This window comes from Roseibium algicola (assembly GCF_001999245.1).
GTDB lineage: Bacteria > Pseudomonadota > Alphaproteobacteria > Rhizobiales > Stappiaceae > Roseibium > Roseibium algicola.
In genome coordinates this window covers 4829489-4853426 of sequence record NZ_CP019630.1, presented here as the reverse complement: position 1 = coordinate 4853426, position 23938 = coordinate 4829489, and the positions used below count along the sequence as shown (strand labels likewise).

The following is a 23938-nucleotide window of genomic DNA, read 5'->3' as shown; positions in this document are numbered from 1 at the left end:
CTACAGCTGAGGGGTTTTGTGCAATATGAGCTTGAACACGACCGTTATAGGAACACGCTTGACCGGAACGTCCGTGCTGTTCTCGATCCTTGACGTGCTGGCCTCCGTGGGCCGCGATTGGGAAATGTTGCACGGCTTGCCTGCGCAATCGCCGGTGTTTCAGGTCAGCCTCAGAACCCTCGATGGCGCACCTTATTGGGACGTGAACGGGCGCAAGATCACACCTGACGGGATGCTGACCGAAGCGCCGGAACCCGACTTGATTATCGTGTCCGATTTGCACCTCGACCCAAATGGCCACCTGCCGGACGAGTTTAACCCGGTCGCGGACTGGCTCAGTGAAGCCTACGCACGCGGCGCGATTGTCACCTCCGTCTGCTCTGGCTCAATCCTTCTGGGTGCAGCAGGAGTGTTGGACGGCAAGGAAGCGACGACGCATTGGGGCTATGCGGATATGCTTGGACGAAACTTCCCGAAGGTGAAGGTTTGCCGTGAACGCATTCTCGTCGCGGCAGGGGACGGTCACCAGGTGGTCACCGCAGGTGGTGCCTCGGCGTGGGCTGATCTCATGTTGTATCTGATCGGACGGTTCGCCGGAACAGAAGAAGCCCGCAGGATCGCGAAGATCTATTTGATCGATCCACATGACCAGGGCCAGCTGACATACGCATCCCTTGCCTCCGGGCGACAACATGATGACCAGCTGATTGCAGAGGCGCAGGTCTGGGCCGCACGAAATTACCACAGATCAAGTCCCGTAACCGCAATGGCGGTAATGGCCCAAATGACCGAGCGCGGGTTTCTGCGTCGCTTCAGGAAGGCGACCGGACAGGCGCCAGCCGACTATGTGCAGACTTTGCGTGTCGAGGAAGCCAAACAACTGCTGGAGACGACGGCGATGTCGATCGAGGAAATCTCAGCCGAGATCGGATATACCGAACCCTCGAGTTTCCGATCGGCATTCCGAAAGCGCGTCGGAACCTCGGCGTCTGCTTATCGAAAGAAATGGCAAGCCTTGGTTCCGGTTTCATCCTGAGTTTGCTCCCTATCCCTTACGAGCTGGGCCACCAAGTTTGCATCGCCGTCTTGCTGACCGTCAAGATTGGCGGCTTCGCTTGACAAACCATCAAATATTGACGTTACGGAAGTTATCGAATAAGTTGTAGATATAAGATTTATATCGTTTTTAAATATGGAGTTCGAGATGACGTGGAATATGCACACGTTTTTTGCAGTACTCTTTACCGCGACGATCGCCTTCACGACCATGTCTACGGTTCCGGTTGAAGCCTGCAACCCGAGATATCAGCGCTGTTAGAACAGCTGGTCTGGAGCCTTGTCCGTTTCAAAGGTTCGGCACGTTCAAGGCTTTCTCGAACTGGTGAGGTAAGGCGTGTCGTTCTGGTCGGGAAAGAAAGAGTCGCTCAATCAAAGCCTGGTGGAGATCACCTTCAGAGCGGTGCTCTCCGGCCTTGTGATCGTGTTTTTCGCGCAATTCCTGATCGCCAGGGTCGACAACCAAATCGAAGTCGCGTCGAAACGCGATGCGCTGAACACCTTCAGGAACAGCCATTTATCCAAGCTGACCACGCGGTTTTCAGACGCTTTTCTGGCCCTTGATTGTACGCGAAGCGTTAGCACCCTTTCGACGAATACATGCAAAAGCGATATCGCGACCTTCCTGACGGAGTTGAATACGATTTTCCTGGAACTCAAGGCAATCTACCCGACTTCCGGGTTCCCGAAATTGGTCGAGCTGCAAGACCAGGCAGAACTGATGTACTCAACACCGTCGCAAGTGACCCAGCAGAACATAGACGGCTTCGCAGCCACCTTTGGAGCATCGCTGCACGAGATGGCGCAGAACTTCAGATAAGAAAGGATGCCTGATCATGAAATGTATGTTTCACAGCTTGCTTTTTATCTGCTCAATTTCTGTCGCATGTGCTCAGGACCCGACCGGCGATATTCCCGAAGGAGCACGCTGGGTCGTTGGCGGCACGTTCGCGCTGTCCAAAATTGGCGACAACGAGCTCAGAGGCAGCAAGAGTTATTCGGGCGCAGAAAAGGAGGCAAACAGACTTGCGACTTTCCTGCCCGGAATGACGATCATGTTCAATCTGGAAAGAAGCACGGTACCGGGACGATCGGAGTACCTTGAGGGCACCACACACTACGGGATCCCCGTAGCGGTTCTGGCCCGCGATATATCGGCAAACGACTTTGGAAACCGCGACACGACAGATGTGGTCACGCATCAATCCTATACGGGATGCCGGGATCTTGCCTGTACGCTGGAGGCTGAAGTCGGCATTGGCTATTCCTTCAAGATTGAAGAAGAAGACGATGAAAGGCTGGTTCTGTACAACCCGCAATCGGAACTGCGGATCATACACACTCTGGACGCTTTCGATCAGAATGAAGCGCGGGGATATTCCACACGCGTCAAGGACAGAGTGCACCCGCGCCTGAAGGTCCACGATGGATATGCTTCAGAGATTTCAACCGGTTGCGGGCTGACACGCCCGGTTCAACCGCTGATCAAGGTGCCGAAAGATCAATACGATACTCTGCCTCTGACCTGGGAGGTCAACAGCCTGAACTGGTCGTTGAAAGCGCTGGAGCTGTTTGATGTCGGCAAGGTCGAGTTGAATGCGGAAGGTACGCACTATGTCGGACGGCTGAATTCCGAGCTAGGTGTCGGTACCGAGTCCGATGAGGGTCCCGTGGCGCTTGACTTCACTGTTTTCGCCTATCGCGATTCCGAATGGACAAATCCGGACTTCTACAAATTTGGCGGGTTGGCGCAGACCGTTACCTGCCGCAAACGCAACCCGATCGCCGGTCAACCACTGCCGCGCTACGTCAAGAACGCCTTTCTCTATTTCGATATTCAGGAAGGCGAGCAACCCCAGGACTTTCCGCTGGACCCTGTCCAGTTGCCTGACCAGTTCAAGGACAACAAGGAACTACAGGACGAATTGCGAACCTATCTGCCCCGCGCCTTTTTCTACAGCGTGAACAACGCAAGGCAGTACAAAGAGCTGTTTGAATACATCGTGGAGGACACAAACATCGCCTTTCCGTCGGCAGTTGCCAACGTGATTGCGCGGCTGAACGCCACCTGCGGACCTCAGAGCCGTGCCGAATGCGCAGATATCGTGGATCGTGTCGGCGCTTTGAGAAGCGACTAGAACCTCTTGCTTTTGCTGCGTGCGGGGCACGGTGACCACAGCTTAGGTCAGGTCAACGTTGTGCCGGGGCGACAATATCGGCTTTTACCACGTTCGAAGTAGCCAGTTCCGGGCCCCTTCCAGCCAATTGGCTCGCTTTTTCTCGTCATACCCGTGCCGACCCTGTACCCTACCCTCCATCCTCTAAACGGGATGATCCGGTAACGCCCACCACGGGAGGCGGTCGTGATTCAGCTTGCTTCGGTTTTTGCAAAACCCCTTTTGGGGAAACTTGGTGTCAGTGATGAGGCCAGGGAGCGGTTTGTGGCGTTACAGAAGGCCGTGACAGGGGAAACGGGCACAGCCTGGATTCCGCTGTCCCGACCTTCCGCAACACTCGATTTTTCCACGCACCGGCAGATGGCGTCCGACATCCACAACACCGGTGCAATCGGCCCGGAAAAGGAACCGGTCACCTGGAAGGAGTTCGTCTGGACGTCGGACCAGACAATCAAGGACTGTGTCCTGCACAAGATCTCCTGGCGGTTCTACGAGAACGGACTGATTTGCCTGGAGGTTTGTGGCAGCAAGGATGCGGTGGGGCTGGATGGCAGTGACCTGATCGGCCACCGGCTGGAGCTGCGCGACGACACCGGTTTTCTGATCGGCATCTGGGCCGCTGCCTTCCTGATCGTCAAGGACACCGAGCGGCGCAGTTTCCAGACGTCGACCGAGGATGACCACAAGCTGTTGAAACTGCATTTCGGCAAGCTGGCCGAACAGCAGACCGGCATCGCTTTCCGCATCTGATGCTGCCAGAAACTCGACCGGTCTGTCCCGCCAGATGCTTCCTCAGGCGGGGATCAGCGTTTCGGCGATGGCCCTTGCGGTTCTGGAGGCGGCCGGCATGCCGCGCACCTGTGCGGTAGCGATGGCGCCTTCCTTCAAAAGGGCAAGCTGTTCGGCAAGGGCTGCCGGGTCTTCAGCGCCGGCCTGACGACACAGGGGCTCAAGGTAATCGACGATCCGCTGTTTGTGCTCGGCCGCCGTGCGGTGGATCGGGTGCTGATGGTCGCCGAATTCGCTCGCCGCGTTGATGAAGGCGCAGCCGTTGAAGCCGAGCCCCTTGAAGGCACGGCCGTTGAACCAGTCCTCCAGCGCGTCGAACATGGCCAGAAGCCGTTCTCGCGGCCGCGGCGAGGCTTTTTCCATTTCGCCCATCAGCCAGTTGCGGAACTGCTCGTCCCGGCGGTTGAGCGCGGCCAGAATTAGCTCCTCCTTCGAGCGGAAGTGCTTGTAGAGCGTCATCTTGGCCACCCCCGCCTCGGCGAGGATCTTGTCTATTCCGGTCGCATTGAACCCGCGGGTGTAGAACAGCCTGAGCGCTGTATCCACGAGCTCGTCTCGGCGTGATTGCACCATCATCTCCATATACAGACAGGTTTGTCTACTTTACTATCCTGTTCGCCCCCTTCTCGTCCATCCTCACATGAGGGTATCACGGCTTATTGACATATAGACAGACCTGTCTGTATAAATTCCTTAACGTCACGTTTTCGATCAGGAAGGCGGTAGTCATGTCCGGAAGTCAGATTGCGGTTCACATTCATGCAGACACCGGCGTTTGTTCCGAGAAACGGTCTCACTGGTACTACGTGGCTCTTGCCAGCTGGTCTGTATCCGGTGCGCGCTCTGAACTGGCGCAAGGTCAAGCCCCTGTCCCGACGTACCGTGCAGCAAGAGGGGTCTGACGATGGCCAGTGTCATTGCCGCCTTCGCGCACACCATGGCCGCTACCGCAGGACTGACCATGACCAGCGACGGCAAGCTGGTCGCATCAGATGGAACCGTACGCCATGAGGTGCGCACCGAGGACGGCCGCATACCGGACACAGCCCACTTCGAGCTGCTCGACTGGATACGCAGCTGGTATCCCGATGAGACAGGTCTGGTGTTTGCCTATGCGCAGAAAATCAAACCGGATGATCTCGGCGTTCTGGGTCTTGCCATCAAGACCGCGCCCACTCTTCGCACCACACTGCAATTGATCGAGCGCTACTTCCGGCTGGTGACCGACACCGCGGTATATTGCCTGGAGGAAGACGGGCCACTTGCCGTCTTCTCCATTGCAGGGCAGACCTCCCCTCAGCCGATCCTGCATCTTCGTAACGAATGTGCCCTTGCAGGCTTTGCTCATAATCTGGTGTCTCAAGTCGGCCCGCGCCTGAAAATTGAGGCCATCACCTTTCGCCATCCCTGCCGGGGAGAGTCAGAACGCTACGCGGCGTTTTTCGGCTGTCCGGTCCGCTTCGGTGAAGCGCAAGACGCAATTATAATGACCCAGCCAATGCTGGACCTGCCGAACCGGCTTGGAGATCAAGGCGTCTGCACTTTCCTGACCGATCATCTGGAGACGGAAATCGACGCCCTGCCTGCCGGCAGTGCGTTGACGCGCGATCTTCTGAACCGCCTGACGAAAACACTCAGCAGCGGCGTACCTTCCGCGGCTGCCGTCGCGCGTGATCTCGGCATGAGCGAGCGCACCCTCTATCGCCGCCTGGCGGAGGAAGGGCTGACCTACCGCGACATGCTGCGCGAGGCACAGACGAAGCTGGCTCGGGAGCTGCTGGCAGGCAGCAGCTGTTCCATTGCCGAAATTGCCTTCCTCACAGGCTTCTCCGAACAGAGCACCTTCACCCGTGCGTTCAAGCGCTGGGTCGGCCAGCCACCGGCGCAATTCCGGCAACACAGCGCGACCGTCTGAGAACACACCCGCCCGACGCACAGGCTCACGGCAACGGTCGCGGCCAGATCTGGCAAAACCCGAAACATTCGCAAATCCCGGAAGAGCCCGGCCAAACATGGCCGGGCTCAACCTGTTTTGCTGCCTTCTGGCGGGCCCGAACTGGCTTGGCAGATAGGGCCAAAACAGTGGCAGACCCGGCCGATACCAAGAAGGCGCTCCCGGCGTATTCAATGCTCATCGAACGACGGAGCGGTCATCACCGGGCACTTTCCCGCAGCGCTCCAGGGCTTTTGAGACAAGGAGCGCCACATGATTATCGAACAGATCACGGCCCGCAGTCCGGCCAGGCATGACCATGTACCTTCGACGTTTCCGGCAGCACGGCCGCATTCGGACAACCTGACCGACAGCAACGCCTATGGCCGGACGCTTTCCATCGTCGCCCACGACCTGCGCGGCCCCCTTGCCAACCTCTCGCTGTTGATCGAGCACATTGCTCAATGCGCAACCTGGGAAGGACAGCCCGCCATTGCGGATAACGCCGCAAAGGCCGACCGTATCCTCCAGCACCTGACCGGCAGTCTCAGCGCCCTGGTCAAGCGCGGCAAAGAGGGACGGGATCCGCTCTCCTGTGTGATGCGGCCAGTTGATCTGGCCGAGGTTCTGGCGCTGGCGATCGCCGTCAACCAACCGCTGGCTCGCCGCCATGCGGTCAATCTGGAAATCGTGTCCCTATCCCCGTGTCTGATCTGCGGCGATGCGGAGCTGTTGTTCGAGGCCTTCGACAATCTCATCGGCAATGCGGTGCGCCACAGCCCGGACGACGGCACCGTTCTTTGCGCTATCTCCCGGGAAGATGACGGTAATGTCTCCGTGCGTATCAGCGACCAGGGTCAGGGCTTCACCGCTGCCGATCTTGCCCGGGCCTTCCGTCCCTTCACCCAGCTGTCCGCAAAGGCCGCCCGATCCGGGCCGTCCTCGGGACTTGGCCTCTGGATCGCCCGGCTGATCGCCGAACGCCATGGCGGCAAGATTGCGGCTCAGAACGGAGGCGGAAGCAGCAATAGAGGTGCGGTTCTGACCGTGCGCCTGCCGATCTTACCCGCAAATGATGCGAAACCGGCTTCAGTCCGCCGGAAGGTTCCAGAGCGTGCCAGCAAGGCACCGGACCACGCAACTATCTGACCTCAGCTTTCTGACCTCAGCTTTCTGGCACAGGCATGCCGGTGCCGCCCCCATGGAACGTGGCCAAATCCGACGCCAACCCGGCCCTGCGCCGGGAACGGGAGAGCCGTGCCTTCAGGCACCCGGTGATCGGCCGCGAACCTGACAGCGTTTCAAGTTGATGCGCTGCCCATCGCAACCCTGTCCAACACAAGCAATGGAGACTTCATATGGACAACGAACATGACAAGACCTGCGCCTGCTGCGTAACACCGGAAACGGTTGATCACGCCCGCCGCCGCCTGCTTGCCGGGGCAGCCGGTGCGGCAACAGTGGGTGCCGTCGCCATGGCCACCGGTTCCGCCACCGCTGCAACAGAAGAAGCCCGTGCGCTCTATGCCGATCCGGAAAAACCAGGCCTGCCGCAGATCGACATGGAAATCGAAGCCGGCCGCACCGCGCTTGTCGTCACCGATCCGCAGATCGACTTCCTGTCCGAAGACGGCGTCACCTGGGGTGTCGTTGGCGAAAGCGTCACCGAGCAAGGTACCGTCGACAACATCGAACGCCTGTTCAAGGCGGCCAAGGCTGCCGCGATGCCGGTGTTCATCTCGCCCCACTACTATTATCCGCACGACCACAAGTGGCAGTTCGAAGGCACCTTGGAAAAGACCATGCATTCCATCGGCATGTTCGATCGCCCGGGCCCGCTCTCCCTGGAGAATTTCGAAGGGTCCGGCGCCGACTGGATGCCGCAGTACAAGAAATACATCGAGGACGGCGAAACCGTCATCTGCTCACCGCACAAGGTCTACAGCCCGGCGCAGAACGATCTGAACCTGCAGCTGCGCAAGCGCGGGATCGACAAGGTGATCCTGGCCGGCATGTCCGCAAACCTGTGCACGCAGGCCCATCTTTACGAGCTTCTGGAACTCGGCTTCGAAGTGGCCGTGGTTCGCGATGCGACCGCAGGCGCCAAGGTGCCCGAGGGCGACGGCTACCTCGCCGCCATCATCAATTTCCGCATGGTCGCCAACGGCGTCTGGTGGACCGACGACGCAGTCGAACGCATCGCCCGTTCCGCCTGACCGCCAGCTCTCTCCTCAAAACCGACTACCCCAACCCAAGACTGGATCAAACCGATGAAACTCAAATTCGCCCTTCCGGCCCTGGCCGCAGCCCTTGTTCTGTCCACCGCCGCCCTTGCTGCGGACGAATACAACGTTGCCAACGGCCTCACCCTCAACGGCAATCCGCTCGGCATGCACGGCATCGACCCTGTTTCCATGTTCGCAGGCGCAACCCCGGGCCTTGGCGATGCGGTCCACACTTCCAGCCATGATGGTGTCGACTATTATTTCGCCACGGCCGAAACCAAGGAGCAGTTCGACGCTGCTCCGGAAAGCTTCCTGCCGCAGTTCGGCGGCTTTTGCGCCTTCGGCATCTATGTCGGCAAGAAACTCGATGGCGACGTCCGCTTTGCCGATATTGTCGACGGCAAGCTCTATCTCTTCGTCAACGCCGTCATCTTCGACAAATACCTGGAGCAGAAGGACGAGGTTCTCGCCGGTGCTTACGCCAAGTGGCCAGAGATCCGCGAGACAGCCATTGGCGATCTCTGATCACCCATGAAGCCAAACAGGGACGAGCCCCGACCAGGGGCTCGTCTGCCGTTTTGGTGGTCGACAGCCTTATTGAGCTGTCCAGCCGCCGTCGACGGGGATTGTCACGCCCGTCACGTTGTGCGCCACCGGGCTGCACAGCCAAAGCGCCAGCGCACCGATTTCAGACGGGTCGGACGTGCGGTGGGAAGGCTGTTTTTCCGCCAGAAGATCTGCAACGCCCTTGTCGCGATCGCCGCCATGAAGGGCGGCGCGGGCTGCCACCTGCGGCTCGATGATTGCGGTTTCCGTCCAGCCGGGCGCGATGCAATTGACAGTCACCCCACCCGAGGCTCTGGAACCGCTTGCCGCATATTCCAGCGCGGCCACCTTGCTCATGCCGACGACGCCGAATTTCGAAGCCACGTAAGGCGCCTTGTTGACCGAGGCGACCAGCCCGTGCACCGAGGCAATGTTGATGACACGGCCAAAGCCTTGTTCGGCCATCGCCGGCAGGGCAAGACGCATCGTATGGTAGACGCCTGACAGATTGACCCCGATGATGGCATCCCATGTGGCAGCATCCGCCTCGGCAAAGCTGACAGTCTTCTGGATACCCGCATTGTTGACCAGGATATCCGGGCCGCCCCAGGCGGCAACGTCCGCCATCATCGTCTCGACAGCCGCCACGTCGCGCATGTCCGCAGAAAAGAACCGGGCGTCCGGTGCCCCGGCAGCCTTGATCTCTGCCACAGCCGCTTGCGCCTCTTCCGGGTTCGCCAGACCGTGGACGGCAACGCGTGCCCCTGCCCCCGCCAGTGCCTTGGCAATCGCCAGGCCGATCCCCTGAACGGACCCTGTGACGAGAGCTGTTTTTCCGGTGAGATCTGTCATGCCGTTTCCTCCGCTTCGAGCTGTTGTCTCAGGTCCGTTTTGAGGATCTTGCCGTAGTTGTTTTTCGGCAGGGCAGCCGGGAAATGATAGTGTTTCGGCCGCTTGAACCGGGCGATCCGGTTCAGACAGAGCTTGTCGAGCTCAGCCTCGCTCACGCTCTGGCCCGGGTGACAGGCAACAAAGGCGACAACGATCTCTCCCCACTCCTGGTCCTGCCGGCCAACGACTGCCACCTCATGCACAGCCGGGTGTGTCAGCAGCACCTCTTCGACTTCGCGCGGGTAGATATTGGAGCCACCGGAAATGATGACGTCCTTGGACCGGTCCTGCAGCGTGACGTAGCCGTCCTCATCCATGCGACCAACGTCTCCGGTCCACAGCCAGCCGTCACGGATGGTCTGGGCTGTTGCCTCCTCGTTTTGCCAGTAGCCCTTCATCACCGTATCTCCGTGCACGGCAATTTCCCCGACTTCGCCGCGGGGCAGCTCCCGGCCTTCGCCGTCGACGATCGCGACCCGCACGACAGACTGGGCCGTGCCGACGGAATTCAGCCTCTCGCGCCAACGTGGATGGGTGCGGTCACAAACTTCGGCGCGCGGCAGTGCGGTGATGCCCATCGGGCATTCGCCCTGACCGTAGATCTGCACGAACCGTGCGCCCATCACTTCAACCGCTTCCAGAATATCCGCCTCATACATAGGCCCGCCGGCATAGACGATGGTCCGCAGCCCCCGGCCAGTGCCCCCCGAAGCCTTGGCGACATCCACCAGGCGGCGGACCATGGTGGGCGCGGCAAACATGGAGATGGAGCCGATCACAGGCGCGATCTGCAGGATTTCGGCAGCGTCAAACCCGCCGCTGACCGGTACCACGTGACGCGCCCCTTTCATCACGTGCATGAAATTGTAGAGCCCGGCACCATGGCTCATCGGCGCGGCATAGAGGATCGCATCCTGCGGCTTGACGTCATCGACATCGACAAAGTAGCTCAGCGCCATCGAAGCAAGATTGCCGCAAGTCAGCATCACGCCCTTGGGCCTGCCGGTGGTGCCGGAGGTATAGAAAAGCCAGGCAAGATCTGCAGGATCCAGAGCTTCCGGCGTGGTGTGCGGTGCTGCCTGGCACATGGCGCCGAATTCAGGACTGTCGAGCGAGACAAGACGCACACCCTCCGGCAGATATGGCGCCAGAAGTTCGGCGGTCTTTCTGTCGGCAAAGACAAATTCTGCACCGGAATTCTCCACCATCCAGGCGGCTTCCTTTTCGTGCAGCTTGGCGTTTATCGGCACGGCTGCGCCGCCACGCCACCAGATGCCGTAAAGCGCTTCCAGATAGCGCGTGGAATTTGCGGCGAACAGTGCGACCCTGTCTCCCTTGCCGATGCCGTAGCCGGCAAGCGCAGCGCTTATGGCCCCGGCACTACGAGCAAACTCCAGATAGTTTGCCTTGCGCTCGGTCCCCTGCAGCAGCGCCGGGCTCTGCGGGTTTCTCGCCGCGCTCCGGTATAACCATTCCGCCGGATTCATCCTGTTTTTCTCCCCCGATACGCCGTCTGGTGCAGTGCGACCGCGTTGGTCCGCCATCCCGCTTATCTCATCCTGAGGAAGCGCCGAGCGCTGTCTCGGAGGACGGGCGGCATATTGCGGACAAGCAGCCCATCCTTCGAGACGCGAGCAAGGCTCGCTCGTCAGGACAAGAATGACCGACCGGGCATGCCGTCCTCCGGACACACCCCAGCCAGTCTCCTCCCGGCACCTCCCTCATCCCTTCGGCTCGCTGGTTCTTCCGGACCAGATGTGGTTTCCAGAAAAACGGCCGTGCGGGACAGCTATCTGATACTCTTCAGACCCTTAGAGCGAAAATTCCGTCAAAACACGTAATGGGGAGCCCATGGACGACTTCGCAGCGCTTGCTTTCGACAATGCGCCCGTCGGCCTGGCCTTGACGGAAGAGCGGCAGATCCGATGCTGCAATGCGCGTCTTGCCGATATGTTCGGCTTTGAACCGGAGGAACTTTCCGGGGCCTCGCTGTCTGTCCTTTATCCCTCTTCGGAAGAGTTTCTCCGCATCGGCAAGATCGGACTGGAACGGATGAAAGGCAGTGGTCGCTACCGGGATGAACGCATCATGCGTCGCAAATCCGGAGATCTGTTCTGGTGCCGCGTGCGTGGCCAGTCTCTCAACCTTGACGCCCCGTTCGCACGGGCGGTCTGGAGCTTTGCCGACATTTCCGAAGACCGGCCACTGGCTGAAATGAGCCTGCGGGAACGCCAGGTGGCCAAACTGCTGGCCGAAGGAAATACAACCAAGGAAATCGCCCGCCTTCTCGGGCTGTCACCGCGCACGGTCGAGGTCCACCGGGCTCGGCTGATGAAGAAATTCAGCGCCCGCAACAGCCTGGAACTCATCGCCCATATTGCGGGCATTCCGCTTTAGCGCCACTCTTGGGCAACAACTGCCGGGAGAACTGCGATGGACAAATGGGTGCGAGATGCTGTCGCCAGGATTAACGCGGATGCGCATCGGTCCGCCGACACGCATCTGTTCAAGCTGCATGGCCTCAGTTGCGCCGGTGTCGATATCTATCTGAAGGATGAAAGCACCCACCCGACCGGCAGCCTGAAGCACCGTCTCGCCCGGTCGCTGTTTCTATATGCGCTGTGCAACGGCAGGATCCGCGAAGGCACACCGGTGATCGAAGCCTCGTCGGGCAGCACGGCCGTTTCGGAAGCTTATTTCGCGCAAATGATCGGCGTGCCATTCATTGCCGTGGTGCCGCAAAGCACCGCCCACAGCAAGATCGAGCAAATCCGGCTCTACGGCGGTGAACCGCATTTCGTCGGATCAGCGCCCGAGATGCACGGCGCGGCGGTGGACCTTGCCGAACAGCTCGGCGGGCATTTCATGGACCAGTTCACTTATGCGGAGCGGGCAACCGACTGGCGCGGGAACAACAACATTGCCGAAAGCATCTTCAACCAGATGGAATTCGAGCCACATCCTGTGCCGAAGATGCTGGTGATGAGCGCCGGCACGGGTGGCACGTCCGCAACGCTTGGCCGGTTTATCCGCTACCGGGGCTACGACACCGGCCTGACCGTGGTCGATCCGGAAAACTCGGTCTTCTATGATGCCTACCGTACCGGGAACCACGCTCTCACCGAAAACTGCTCAAGCCGGATCGAAGGCATTGGCCGGCCAAAGGTGGAACACTCGTTTCTGCCGGACGTCATCGACGACATGATCAAGGTGCCCGATGCCGCAAGCATTGCAACGATCCTGTGGCTGGAGAAACTGATCGGCCGCAAGGCGGGCGCTTCCACCGGCACAAATCTGTGGGGGGCGCTGCAAATCGCCGGCCAGATGATCGACAAAGGCGAGACAGGCTCGATCGTCACGCTGATGTGCGACAGCGGTCAGCGCTATCTCGATACCTACTACAATCCGGCCTGGGTCACGGCGAAGTTCGGCGATATCTCACCCTACGAAGAGGAACTGGCACGCTGGGTCTAGACAAGGAGCAGGGCTGAGCGAGAAGGCAGGCCATAGGAATGTCGTTCACTTTCACCGCAGCTAGCTCGCCACCCGCATCCTGTAGGCTTCATACGTCAGGACGTTCGACCCGCTCTTCTTGGCTTCATACATGGCCTGATCCGCGTGGGTGATCAGCGATTTGGCATCATCTGCATCATCGGGATAGAATGACACCCCGATGCTGATGCTGATGTTGATATCCTTGCCCTTGATTTCCATCGGCCGCGAGACCTCCCGGTAAATGCGGGTGGCACAGGCCAGAACATCCTTCTCTTCCGCATAATCGCCGATGATCACGGCAAACTCATCCCCGCCGATCCGGGTCACGACATCCCCTTCGCGCGTGCAGCGCTTGATGGTGGAGGCAACGGCCTGGAGCAGCGCGTCACCCACCGGATGCCCGTGGCTGTCGTTGACCGGCTTGAAGGTATCAAGGTCCAGCATCATCAGCGCAAACTTGCGGTTATCCCGGTCTGCAATGGCGACGTTTTCCGCAAGGCTCTGGCTGAAATGTGCCCGGTTCGAAAGGCCTGTCAGATGGTCGGTCATCGCTAGCCGCCTGACAGCTTCTTCCGTCTTCTTCAGACGGGTAATATCCGAATGGGTGCCGGACATGCGCAAAGGCTTGCCGTCTTTCGTCCATTCGACCACACGTCCCCTGTCGAGAACCCAGACCCACCTGCCCTCCTTGTGGCGCATGCGAATTTCGTTGTCGTAGGCTTCCCTTGCTCCGGAAAACACCTCTGCCAGCTTCTGCTCAGATTTTTCCACATCGTCCGGATGGGTCAACCGGTACCAGGTCTGTCGGCTGAGCGGCTGCAACTCGGCCAGCGAATAGCCGAGAATTTCAGCCCAGCGTTCGTTGTAGACCACCTCCCCGGTCTGAACGTTGCATTCCCAGGTCCCGACGTTGGTGCCGAAGATGATCTCTCGCAAACGCTGCTCCGAGGATCGCAGCCGCTTGTGCGCGGTGTGTCTTTCAAGCAGCAGAAAACTGACGACGACAAGTGACAGTCCAAGCGTACCCACCAGGCCCAGCATCCACTGGTTCCGGGCGTTATAGGCAGAGGAAAGTTCCGCGCTCTTGCTGTCGACCATTTCCTCCAGGCGGTTCTTGTAGTGCCACAGTTCTTGTTCCCGCTGCCGGTCGTCGGAAATATCGTGCACCACGGAAAGCAAAGCCTTCCTGCCGTCGTAGTCCACCGGAGTTGAATGAACTTCTACGCTTCGAACGGTGCCATCTGCCAGCTTGTGGCGGAAGATAAAGAAATTTCGGTGTTCAGCCTTGGCAAGTTGACGTTCGGCTTCAACCTGCTCGGCCGTCAGCTGATTGATGTTCTGAATGGACATGCGGCGCAGCGTATCCCGGTCGAACCCGTAGAAGTCTGCCGCGGCATTGTTGGCATCAAGAATGCTTCCGGTATCCGGATCGATCAGAATCATGGTTGCGCTGTGACGCAGAAAGAACTGATCATAGGACAGGGATGCCTGCTCGGCCTGGGCAGGCGTCGCCAGCCAGGACAAAAAGACAATCATTGCCGTTTTCAGCAGTATTTCCCCAAATTTCGTCAACATTTACCGCCTTTTGCTGCAGTAAAGACTCATCAGATTAAATTTTCGAGAACAAAAAACGTGCAATTGACCGACTTCCGCAACGACACGCGTATTGGTTTACCCAACGGGAAAATCGGTCAAATGTCGCCTCGCCCCATTCCGGTCCCACTCCGCCAGTATTCCGGCTTCAGATCTATGGGAGCTCTCACATGAAGCGGCGTACATTCCTGTTCGGAACCGGACTTCTGGCAGCAGGAGGCGCCTACGCGGCACACACCCTCCCCGCTTATCGGCTGCAAACCGGGTTGCAGCTCGTCAGCAAGGCACTTGCCGGACCGTCCACGCCGCCCACTGAAGCAACGTCAAAAAGTTTTGCTTTGCCCAATCCGTGGGCGGGACAGCTGATTGAGGCGGCAGAAAGCCAGATCGGCGTTACGGTGGTCTACGATCCAGCCTATGTCTCGCTCCCGTTTCCCAATGGCGACCTGCCGCGCGAACGCGGTGTATGCACCGATGTGGTCGTCAGAGCCTACCGCGACGCTTTCGGCTACGATCTTCAGTCGGCCGTCAATGCGGACATGAAGTCGGACTTTTCGTCCTATCCAAAGATCTGGGGTCTCAAACGCCCGGACAGGAACATCGACCACCGGCGAGTGCCAAACCTGCAGACCTTTTTCAGACGAAAAGGCGCAGCTCTTCCGGTCACTGCAAACGCCAAAGACTATCAGCCCGGCGACGTCGTTTCCCAGATGCTGCCTGGCAACCTGCCGCACATGGCGATTGTCAGTCACCGTGCCTCCGCAGACAGCGAACGACCAATGGTGGTCCACAACATTGGTGCTGGAACGCAGCTGGAAGACCGGTTGTTCGATTTCGAAATCACCGGCCACTACAGGTTCAAACCCGCCTGACGCTACAGGGCTGAAGTTTGCCTTTGACGGTGGGTCACCCCTCCGTAAGCGTCATCAGAATGTCCGCATACCAGGCGCAATTGAGGCCTAGCGCCTCATCCAGCACGAGATCGCGCGTGCCGACATCGAGGCGGGCAGAGTGAACGCCAAGCAGTTTCCACGGCAGTTCGCTTGCGGTGTCTGCCGTATTGCGCATGACCACCGGAGCCCCACTTGTGCCGCGATGCGTGCGGGCATCGGTCAGGAAATAGCCCATGCCCTGAAACCGAAAGCCGAAGGAGGAAGCCACGACCGCGTGGCGGACCACCGGCATGTGATGGAGCGTGTCATGAAACCCGAGCGGGAAACCGACAACCAGAATGGATGATCCGATCTCGACATGCTCTTGCGGGTCACTCAGGTGTTCCGGCCCGAAGGCCCGATAGACGATATTTTCAGGTAGCGCCGCCCGGTCAATCTCGATCACGGCAACGTCGATATCGCCTGCCGTATCCTCTCCCTGACGCCAGAGGCTTTTGCCATCCCGGAAAAGCGGAATCGAAAAAGCGATGGAGTCGGCCAGGTTTTCAGGGTCGTTGTGGAGTTCGATTTCGATACGGGAGGGATGATGCCCGCTTGGCTCATCCACCATGACATGCCGGCTGGTAACGAGAAACAGGCGCTCATCACGCGCAAAGAAAAAGCTGCTGGCGTTCGTGAGATAGGTCTGGTCATCAAAGGTGGAAATACGGGGCGAGGTCAGCAGGACAGCGTCGATCATCGTCAATCGGTTCTCCAGAAATAGCGGGAAGCCTTGCACACATGGACAGGCTGCTTGCTCAGGCAGCATAGGGCAGTATCGGGAAAACGACAGAGCTCCGGGTTTTGTTCCCCTCAGGAGACAGTCTCGGTGCCGGAAACCTGCGGTGGCCGGGAAGCGGCCCAGGCCCCCTTGTCGCGCAGATCCAGGATAACCTCGCGCAGCAAAGCGTGCACCGCTTCCAGCGCCCGCGTCACCGGTCGTCCACCCGGCGACATCAGATGAGCCCCGCGCCAGAGCCCCGGCGCGGCAATGCGGCTGACACAAAGGGAACCTGCTGCCACTTCCTCAGTCACCGCGTAAAGCGGCAGGATCGACGGGCCAAACCCGGCTGCCACCAGGCGTTTGATATTGTTGAAGGAGTCGATTTCCATCGCGATTTCGGGTGCAAAGCCCAGCGCCTGGAACGTCCTGTCAATCAGCACCCGCAAGCCGTGTGCTCCGCTCGGCAGCACCATTGGCACGTTGTCGAGTGCCTCAATGTTCATTTCCAGCGGACGTTCGGCATCGGCGGGCCACAGAACCACAAGCTCTTCTTCAAGCAATAATTCAGACCGGATACGTGCATCCTTGGAACGGCTGTAAAGCACGGCAAGATCGATCTTGCCTTCGCTCAGCCAATCGCCAACAAAACCGCTCATGGCCTCGGTAATATTGAGCGTGATCCGCGGAAAGCGCTCACGCGCCGCCAGGATCAACGGCAGAGACACCATGGCGCTGATCGTGCCCGGCAGGCCGATCCGCACGATGCCGGACGGATCGGTTTCCAGATTGCGGATATCGTCTTCCGTGCGCGCCAGATCCTCGAGAATTGCCCGCGCCCTTTGCAGCAGCAGGTCTCCCGCCTCCGTGGGCGTGACACCGGAGCGACTGCGCGTCAGCAGCCTGGTGCCAAGCTGCTCCTCCATGTTCTTCAGGTGCAGCGACAGGGCCGGCTGCGCCACATGCAGGCTTTCGGCAGCCCGCGTAAGCGAACCCTGCGCAACGATTTCCAGAAAATAGCGGAGTTGGCGGATGTCCATGGCAACAAGTTAGCATATAAAATTTATATGATACCCATCCAAAACATATATTTGTTCAATAGCAGTTCAGCGGCTTAACTGCGGTCAACGAACACGCCAGACGAAAAGCCCATATGACAAGCCAAACCGACAGCTACCAGGACATTCGCGACGGCATCCGCGCGCTATGTGCCCAGTTTCCCGCCGAATACCACCGCAAGATCGATGAGGCCCGCTCCTATCCGGAAGAATTTGTCGACGCCCTGACACGCGAAGGCTGGATGGCCGCACTTATCCCGGAGGACTACGGCGGATCGGGCCTCGGGCTCACCGAAGCTTCGGTCATCATGGAAGAAATCAACCGTGCAGGCGGCAATTCCGGCGCTTGTCACGGCCAGATGTACAACATGAACACGCTCGTGCGGCATGGCTCGGAAGAACAGCGGCTGAAATATCTGCCGAAGATCGCAAGCGGCGAATTGCGGTTGCAGTCCATGGGCGTGACCGAGCCGACCACGGGCACGGACACCACCAGGATCAAGACCACCGCCGTGAAGAAGGGCGACCGCTACGTCGTCAACGGCCAGAAGGTCTGGATCAGCCGTGTGCAGCATTCCGACCTGATGATCCTCCTGGCGCGCACAACGCCGCTTGCCGACGTGCAGAAGAAATCGGAAGGCCTTTCGATCTTCCTGGTCGATATCAGGCAAGCCATGAAATCAGGCATGGAGGTTCGCCCGATCCTGAACATGGTCAACCACGAGACCAACGAACTCTTCTTCGACAATCTGGAAATCCCGGAAGAAAATCTCATCGGCGAGGAAGGAAAAGGCTTCAAATATATCCTTACCGGCCTCAACGCCGAACGCACGTTGATTGCCGCCGAATGTATCGGTGATGGCTACTGGTTCACCGACAAGGTGACCGACTATGTGCGCGAACGGGAAGTCTTCGGCCGTCCCATAGGCCAGAACCAGGGCGTCCAGTTTCCCATAGCCGAAGCCTATATCGAGATCGAGGCGGCCAACCTGATGCGCTACAAGGCCTGTAGCCTGTTTGATGCCGGCGCTCCCTGCGGCGCGGAGGCAAACATGGCCAAATACCTGGCCGCAAAGGCAAGCTGGGAAGCCGCAAATGCCTGCATCCAGTTCCATGGCGGCTTCGGTTTTGCCTGCGAATATGACGTCGAGCGCAAGTTCCGCGAGACGCGGCTCTACCAGGTAGCGCCAATCTCCACCAACCTCATCCTTTCTTATGTTGCCGAGCATGTGCTTGGCCTGCCGAGGTCGTTCTGATGGTGCTGCCGCTGGAAGGATTGAAGGTCGTCGCCATCGAACAGGCGGTGGCCGCCCCCTACGCCACGTCCCGGCTTGCGGATGCCGGAGCGACAGTCACCAAGGTCGAACGGCCCGAAGGTGATTTTGCCCGGGGGTATGACGACGTTGCCAAGGGCCAGTCGAGTTACTTTGTCTGGCTGAACCGGGGCAAGGACAGCATCACGCTGGATCTTGGTTCCGACACGGGCAAGGAAAAGCTGGCGCAGCTGATCGCAAACGCCGATGTCCTGATCCAGAACCTCAAGCCTGGCGCCCTGGCCCGCCTTGGTTTTGATCCGGGCAGGTTGGTGCTGGATTATCCGCGCCTTATTACCTGCTCCATCAGCGGTTTCGGCGAAACTGGGCCGATGGCCGACCGCAAGGCCTATGATTTGCTGATCCAGGCCGAAACCGGTCTTTGTTCGATCACCGGCGGACCGAACGAACCCGCGCGTGTCGGAATTTCCCTTGTCGACATCGCCACCGGGGCAACGGCCTATACCGCCATTCTGGAAGCCCTGATCCAGCGCGGGATCACCGGCAAGGGCACGCAGATCTCGGTCTCCATGTTCGATGTTCTGGCCGACTGGCTGACCGTCCCCCTTCTCAACCATGAAGGCGGCAAGAGCCCCCAGCGGGTCGGCCTCGCCCATCCTTCGATTGCGCCCTATGGCGTCTTCCAGCCAAAGGAAGGTCCGGCAATTCTGATCGCCATTCAAAGCGACCGGGAATGGAGGACCCTTTGCAGCGACTTCATTGGAAAACCCGAACTCGGCACCGATCCAAGGTTCGCAACAAACGTCGCGCGGGTGAACAATCGCAGTGAAACGGATGCCGCTGTTGCCGAAGCCTTTGCGAAATTTGATGCCGAAACGGCCATCAGGTTGCTGACGGAGGCTAATATCGCATTGGCCTCGGTCAACGATATGGAAGGCCTGTCGACCCATCTGCACCTGAGGCGTATCACCGTCGACAGCCCGAATGGCCCGGTCTCCTTCCCCGCCCCTGCAGCCATCTTTTCGGGCGAACCGCGCAGCTACGGCCCTATCCCGGCCCTCAAGCCCCTGGAGGCGTGATCATGGACCTCGACATCGACCACCTGCGCGGCTGGATAGGGCGCGAAGACAGCGCCTCGGAGGTCTTGAACCCCGCACTGGTTCGCCAATTCAACGCGACCTTTGACCGGACATCAGGTGAAGCTCCAGGTGATATCGCGCCGCTGCTGATCCATTTCTGCCTTGCTCAGCCGGCCGTTCAGACAGCCGGTCTGGGGCCGGACGGTCATGCAGCCCGTGGCGGCTTCCTGCCGCCCGTGCCCCTGCCCCGGCGCATGTGGGCAGGCGGCGAGTTTACCTTCCAGGGTGACATCCGGATTGGCGAAGAGGTCCGGCGGGTGTCAACCGTCAGGGATGTGGTCCTGAAACAGGGCCGCACCGGGCCACTCTGTTTCGTCACGGTCAATCATGAAGTCACTTCTGACGGCAGACCTGTCTTGAACGAGCGTCAGGACATCGTCTACCGGGAGGCGCAGAACGTTGCGGGCATGAAGTCGACCGCGGCGCCTGCACCGGCTGGAGACGACGTCATGCAGATCACGCCATCGGCCGCTTACCTCTTCCGCTATTCGGCCATGACCTTCAATGGGCACCGCATCCACTACGACAAGGACTATGTCCGCGACGTGGAAGGCTATCCAGGGCTTATTGTTCACGGTCCCTTGCAGGCAACATTGCTTTGCCAGTTCGCTGCGGATCTCAAGGAAAGAGCACCGAAAACCTTCCGGTTTCGAAGTCTGTCGACCATATTCGATACGGCGGACTTCACGGTGAACGCGCAAACGGAGGGAGAAACCATGAAGCTCTGGACCGCGCAGCTTGGCGGCCCGGTTGCCATGGAGGCGACGGCAGCATGGTAACGGCAGTCAGGACACCTCTGTTCGTGCCGGCAAATAGGCCCGACCGGTTCCCCAAGGCAGCCGCAACCGAAGCCGACGCGATCATCCTGGATCTGGAAGACGCGGTTCCCGCATCGGAGAAAGAGGCCGCCCGTACCAATCTGACAACCGGCTTCACCGAAAAACCTATCATCGTGCGCATCAACGCCGTTGGGACTTCGTGGCACCCGGAGGATGTCGTTGCTCTTCGCAAGCTGGCACCGGATGCCGTCATGCTGCCGAAGGCGGAGGCTCCCGGAGAGATTGCCACGCTCCACACTGCCCTGGGCGGCTCGGTCCCGGTTATCGCGCTCGTTGAAAGTGCCAGGGGACTTGCCAATGCCAGGAGCATTGCAAGCACCGATGGGGTGGTTCGACTGGCTTTCGGGTCCATCGACTATTGCGCCGATCTTGGCTGCGCGCATTTGAAGGAGGTGCTCTTGCCCGTTCGCTCTGAACTGGTTCTGGCGTCCCGGCTTGCCGGCATCGCGGCCCCGATCGACGGCGTCACTGCACAGCTCGACAATCCTGCGCAGACATTTGAAGACGCCTGCCATGCACGGGATCTCGGTATGGCCGGCAAACTCTGCATTCACCCAAGACAGCTTGCCGAGATCAAACGCGCCTTCGCCCCGAGCCTAGACGAAATCGAGTGGGCCAGGCGTGTTCTCGCATCGGGTGATGGCGCAGCCAATGTCGATGGCGCAATGGTCGACGAGCCGGTCCGCATCCGTGCCCGGACAATCCTCGCCTCCGCGCAGGAGGCCGATGCATGAGCCTGCCGCAGATCGTCCTGATCCCGGGGCTCCTGAACGATGCGGATCTCTGGCGGGATCAGATCACCGGTCTCGCTGACATCGCTCGCCCCCGGGTTGCGGACATAACACGCGGTAGTTCGCTGGGGGCTCTGGCGGAAATGGTTCTGGCCACCAGCGAGGACCGCTTTGCGCTGGCCGGGTTTTCGCTCGGCGGTATCGTCGCTCAGGAAATCCTGCGCCGCGCCCCGGAACGCGTGACCCATCTCGCCCTCCTCGACACCACCATGCTGCCTGACACGCCGGAACGCGCCGCAGAGCGCGAAGAGCTGATTTCCCAGGCGTCGAAACCGGGCCGTTTCCACGGTTTCGGCAGAAAACTCGCCCAGTCCTATCTTGCCCCGGAAAACCGGGACAATGCCGACATGATCAATCGGGTTCGTGCCATGACGCGGCGCCTTGGCCCGGACGTCTTCATTCGCCAGACCCGCATTGCTCGCCCCGACAGCCGCGCGTCGCTCACCGGCATTACGTGCCCGACTCTGTTGCTGTGTGGCAATCATGATCAGTTGACACCGCCGGAGCTTCATCGGTCCATGGCCAGCCTGATCCCGTCAGCGGACCTTGTCGTCCTGGAACACAGTGGCCACCTGACACCGCTGGAAGAGCCGGAAAATGTTACTGATCACCTGAAACGCCTGCTCCAGCGCCACCCTGTCAGGAAGTGACAGCAGGTAATTGAAATTCTAGCGTGCACCGGGTGATCTATACCTATATCTTTCCCGAAAATTAGTCGGGAAAGTTTTTGAATGCCAACGATTTACCAGCTGAAGTCCCGTTTTCAGGACCTGCTTCGCCCCGTGTGCAGATCGCTTGCCGCAAACGGGGTGACAGCCAATCAGGTAACCCTGGCCGCGCTTGGCCTGTCGATTGGCGAAGGCCTGCTGCTCTGGATCTTTCCCGGCTCGTTCCTGCCCCTGATCCTGCTGCCGCTGGTTCTGTTCATCCGCATGGGCCTCAATGCCATCGACGGCATGCTGGCGCGGGAACACGACCAGAAATCCGACCTTGGCGCGGTGCTCAACGAACTGGGCGATGTGCTGTCAGACGCTGCGCTCTACCTGCCCTTCGCACTCCTGCCTTTTGTCGATGGGCCGATTGTCGTCGGACTGGTCGTACTTGCCATTATCGGTGAAATGACCGGCGTGATCGCAGTCCAGATCGGTGCAAGCCGCCGGTATGACGGCCCCTTCGGCAAGAGCGACCGGGCAGCCCTGTTCGGTCTTTGCGGGTTACTGATGGCCTTTGGCCTGACCGCGCCTCTCCTTTATCAGATCCTTTTCGGTGCCGGGCTGGCGCTGTCCGCGGTCACCATCTTCAACCGCGCCAGGGCGGCAATCAGGGAGAAACAATCCGCATGAACCTCCTGACCATCCATTGGGCCCTGATCGGCATCTGGGCCGTGCTGTGCGTTGCCAGCGCCATCGTCTTCGTGATTTCGAAACGCTCCACCAAGAACATGAGCGAACTGGTTCAGCGCACCGTCAGCTGGTGGGTGATGGTGGCAATCTTCACCGTCTCCTTCCTGGTGAGCAACACGGTCTCGATCATTGTTTTCGCCCTCATCAGCTTCCTGGCGCTGAAGGAGTATTTTTCGATGATCCCCACCCGCCGGGCTGACAGGCGGGTGCTGTTCTGGGCGTATCTGTCGATCCCCGTGCAGTACTTCTGGGTCTACGATAGCTACTATGGCATGTTCGCGGTGTTCATCCCGGTCTACATGTTCCTGTTCCTGCCCTTCGTCAGCCTTCTGACCCAGCAGACCGAGGGCTTCCTGCGCGCTGTCGGCACCCTCAACTGGGGCCTGATGCTGTGCGTCTTTTCCATCAGCCACGCGGCTTTCCTCCTGATCCTGCCGGCGACCGAGGCCAACAGCACCGGCGGTCCAGGCCTGCTGCTGTTCCTCCTGTTCCTGACCCAGTTCAACGACGTTGCCCAATACACCTGGGGCAAACTGTTTGGCCGTCACAAGATCATTCCGGGCGTCAGTCCCAACAAGACGTGGGAAGGCTTTCTTGGCGGCGTTGCAACCACTTTCGTTCTGTCCCTTCTGACCGCACCGCTGGTCACGCCCTTTGACATGATCCACGCCGCTGCCGCCGGCCTGCTGATCCCGGTTGCAGGGTTCGTTGGAGATGTCACCGTCTCGGCCCTGAAGCGGGATCTCGGCGTCAAGGACACCGGCAGTCTTATTCCCGGTCATGGTGGCATCCTCGACCGGATAGACAGCCTGACCTACACCGCGCCGCTGTTCTTCCACTTCACCCGCTATTTCTATTACTGAAGGGGGATGTCAGGATGACCGCTCTCACTCTGCGCACGCAGTCGGCAGGCTTCTCTTTCTCTCTTCTCCAAGCCCACGCGCCTCTCCTCTCGTCATCCCGGCCAAGCGCTGCGCGAGCCGGGATCGGGGAGCCACTAGATCGGCTGAAAGGTGCAGCCACTGATCATGCGCCTGGGTTCCCCGGCCCCGGATCTCCGCTTCGCTGCGTCCGGG

The 23938-nt window shown here is 59.6% G+C and carries 24 protein-coding genes; 18 read left to right on the top strand and 6 right to left on the bottom strand.

Annotated elements, in window-relative coordinates:
• Positions 1–58 precede the first annotated feature (58 nt).
• From B0E33_RS22450 to B0E33_RS22435, 4 genes are all read left to right on the top strand, one after another.
• Entirely contained in the window at positions 59–1036 is a 978-nt protein-coding gene (locus tag B0E33_RS22450; RefSeq protein ID WP_208997683.1) for a GlxA family transcriptional regulator, read from the top strand.
• Positions 1037–1393: 357 nt separating this feature from the next.
• Positions 1394–1876: a hypothetical protein gene (locus B0E33_RS22445; protein WP_055655204.1), complete on the top strand. Its 483-nt coding sequence runs from the start codon at positions 1394–1396 to the stop codon at positions 1874–1876.
• Between the two features lie 16 nt (positions 1877–1892).
• Complete coding sequence (locus tag B0E33_RS22440; RefSeq protein WP_156912465.1) at positions 1893–3194, top strand: hypothetical protein; 1302 nt, start codon at positions 1893–1895, stop codon at positions 3192–3194.
• A 303-nt stretch (positions 3195–3497) separates the two neighbouring features.
• Positions 3498–3983 (top strand): hypothetical protein, encoded by a 486-nt coding sequence (locus B0E33_RS22435; RefSeq protein ID WP_208993902.1) that lies wholly within the window; start codon positions 3498–3500, stop codon positions 3981–3983.
• Positions 3984–4025: 42 nt separating this feature from the next.
• On the opposite strand, the gene B0E33_RS22430 is transcribed toward B0E33_RS22435, so the two are convergent.
• Complete coding sequence (locus tag B0E33_RS22430) at positions 4026–4568, bottom strand: TetR/AcrR family transcriptional regulator (RefSeq protein ID WP_208993499.1); 543 nt, start codon at positions 4566–4568, stop codon at positions 4026–4028.
• A 358-nt stretch (positions 4569–4926) separates the two neighbouring features.
• Here B0E33_RS22430 and B0E33_RS22425 point away from each other — a divergent pair, with 358 nt between their 5' ends.
• The 4 genes from B0E33_RS22425 to B0E33_RS22410 all read left to right on the top strand — a co-directional run bounded on the left by B0E33_RS22425 (position 4927) and on the right by B0E33_RS22410 (position 8705).
• Positions 4927–5937: an AraC family transcriptional regulator gene (locus B0E33_RS22425; protein WP_077292468.1), complete on the top strand. Its 1011-nt coding sequence runs from the start codon at positions 4927–4929 to the stop codon at positions 5935–5937.
• 291 nt (positions 5938–6228) lie between these two features.
• A complete protein-coding gene (locus tag B0E33_RS22420; protein ID WP_077292467.1) occupies positions 6229–7104 on the top strand; it encodes a sensor histidine kinase in 876 nt (291 codons plus the stop codon).
• A 209-nt stretch (positions 7105–7313) separates the two neighbouring features.
• Positions 7314–8171 (top strand): cysteine hydrolase family protein, encoded by an 858-nt coding sequence (locus B0E33_RS22415; RefSeq protein WP_023000749.1) that lies wholly within the window; start codon positions 7314–7316, stop codon positions 8169–8171.
• Between the two features lie 54 nt (positions 8172–8225).
• Positions 8226–8705, top strand: a complete 480-nt coding sequence (locus B0E33_RS22410) for a YHS domain-containing (seleno)protein (protein ID WP_055655209.1) — start codon at positions 8226–8228, stop codon at positions 8703–8705.
• Between the two features lie 69 nt (positions 8706–8774).
• Here B0E33_RS22410 and B0E33_RS22405 read toward each other — a convergent pair whose 3' ends face one another.
• Both B0E33_RS22405 and B0E33_RS22400 read right to left on the bottom strand, forming a co-directional pair.
• Positions 8775–9578: an SDR family NAD(P)-dependent oxidoreductase gene (locus B0E33_RS22405; protein ID WP_077292466.1), complete on the bottom strand. Its 804-nt coding sequence runs from the start codon at positions 9576–9578 to the stop codon at positions 8775–8777.
• On the bottom strand, positions 9575–11104 hold the full coding sequence (locus tag B0E33_RS22400) for a class I adenylate-forming enzyme family protein (protein WP_077292465.1): 1530 nt from the start codon (positions 11102–11104) through the stop codon (positions 9575–9577). Before B0E33_RS22400 ends, B0E33_RS22405 begins: the two co-directional genes overlap by 4 nt.
• Before the next feature lie 364 nt (positions 11105–11468).
• Between B0E33_RS22400 and B0E33_RS22395 the strand changes: the two genes are divergently transcribed.
• Positions 11469–12014: a helix-turn-helix domain-containing protein gene (locus tag B0E33_RS22395; protein ID WP_077292464.1), complete on the top strand. Its 546-nt coding sequence runs from the start codon at positions 11469–11471 to the stop codon at positions 12012–12014.
• Between the two features lie 36 nt (positions 12015–12050).
• Positions 12051–13091, top strand: coding sequence for a PLP-dependent cysteine synthase family protein (locus tag B0E33_RS22390; RefSeq protein WP_077292463.1), 1041 nt, complete (start codon positions 12051–12053; stop codon positions 13089–13091).
• Between the two features lie 60 nt (positions 13092–13151).
• Here the strand turns inward: B0E33_RS22390 and B0E33_RS22385 are convergent, their stop codons facing one another.
• Positions 13152–14687, bottom strand: coding sequence for a sensor domain-containing diguanylate cyclase (locus B0E33_RS22385; RefSeq protein ID WP_077292462.1), 1536 nt, complete (start codon positions 14685–14687; stop codon positions 13152–13154).
• Between the two features lie 188 nt (positions 14688–14875).
• Here B0E33_RS22385 and B0E33_RS22380 point away from each other — a divergent pair, with 188 nt between their 5' ends.
• Positions 14876–15577: a DUF1287 domain-containing protein gene (locus B0E33_RS22380; RefSeq protein WP_077292461.1), complete on the top strand. Its 702-nt coding sequence runs from the start codon at positions 14876–14878 to the stop codon at positions 15575–15577.
• A 34-nt stretch (positions 15578–15611) separates the two neighbouring features.
• Here the strand turns inward: B0E33_RS22380 and B0E33_RS22375 are convergent, their stop codons facing one another.
• Together B0E33_RS22375 and B0E33_RS22370 are read right to left on the bottom strand one after the other, a co-directional pair.
• Positions 15612–16337 (bottom strand): S1 family peptidase, encoded by a 726-nt coding sequence (locus tag B0E33_RS22375; protein WP_062488287.1) that lies wholly within the window; start codon positions 16335–16337, stop codon positions 15612–15614.
• A gap of 113 nt (positions 16338–16450) precedes the next feature.
• Entirely contained in the window at positions 16451–17398 is a 948-nt protein-coding gene (locus B0E33_RS22370) for a LysR family transcriptional regulator (protein ID WP_077292460.1), read from the bottom strand.
• 113 nt (positions 17399–17511) lie between these two features.
• Between B0E33_RS22370 and B0E33_RS22365 the strand changes: the two genes are divergently transcribed.
• From B0E33_RS22365 to B0E33_RS22335, 7 genes are all read left to right on the top strand, one after another.
• On the top strand, positions 17512–18672 hold the full coding sequence (locus B0E33_RS22365; protein WP_077292459.1) for an acyl-CoA dehydrogenase family protein: 1161 nt from the start codon (positions 17512–17514) through the stop codon (positions 18670–18672).
• A gap of 2 nt (positions 18673–18674) precedes the next feature.
• A complete protein-coding gene (locus B0E33_RS22360; protein ID WP_208997901.1) occupies positions 18675–19769 on the top strand; it encodes a CaiB/BaiF CoA transferase family protein in 1095 nt (364 codons plus the stop codon).
• Positions 19770–19771: 2 nt separating this feature from the next.
• Complete coding sequence (locus tag B0E33_RS22355) at positions 19772–20608, top strand: HTD2 family dehydratase (protein WP_077292457.1); 837 nt, start codon at positions 19772–19774, stop codon at positions 20606–20608.
• Positions 20602–21402 (top strand): HpcH/HpaI aldolase/citrate lyase family protein, encoded by an 801-nt coding sequence (locus tag B0E33_RS22350; RefSeq protein WP_077292456.1) that lies wholly within the window; start codon positions 20602–20604, stop codon positions 21400–21402. The genes B0E33_RS22355 and B0E33_RS22350 overlap by 7 nt, the downstream gene beginning before the upstream one ends.
• A complete protein-coding gene (locus B0E33_RS22345; RefSeq protein ID WP_077292455.1) occupies positions 21399–22109 on the top strand; it encodes an alpha/beta fold hydrolase in 711 nt (236 codons plus the stop codon). The genes B0E33_RS22350 and B0E33_RS22345 overlap by 4 nt, the downstream gene beginning before the upstream one ends.
• Before the next feature lie 81 nt (positions 22110–22190).
• Complete coding sequence (locus B0E33_RS22340) at positions 22191–22802, top strand: CDP-alcohol phosphatidyltransferase family protein (RefSeq protein ID WP_077292454.1); 612 nt, start codon at positions 22191–22193, stop codon at positions 22800–22802.
• The gene (locus B0E33_RS22335) at positions 22799–23725 is read left to right on the top strand and encodes a phosphatidate cytidylyltransferase (RefSeq protein WP_075283796.1); all 927 of its coding nucleotides are present in this window, start codon (positions 22799–22801) and stop codon (positions 23723–23725) included. The genes B0E33_RS22340 and B0E33_RS22335 overlap by 4 nt, the downstream gene beginning before the upstream one ends.
• Positions 23726–23938: the final 213 nt, after the last annotated feature.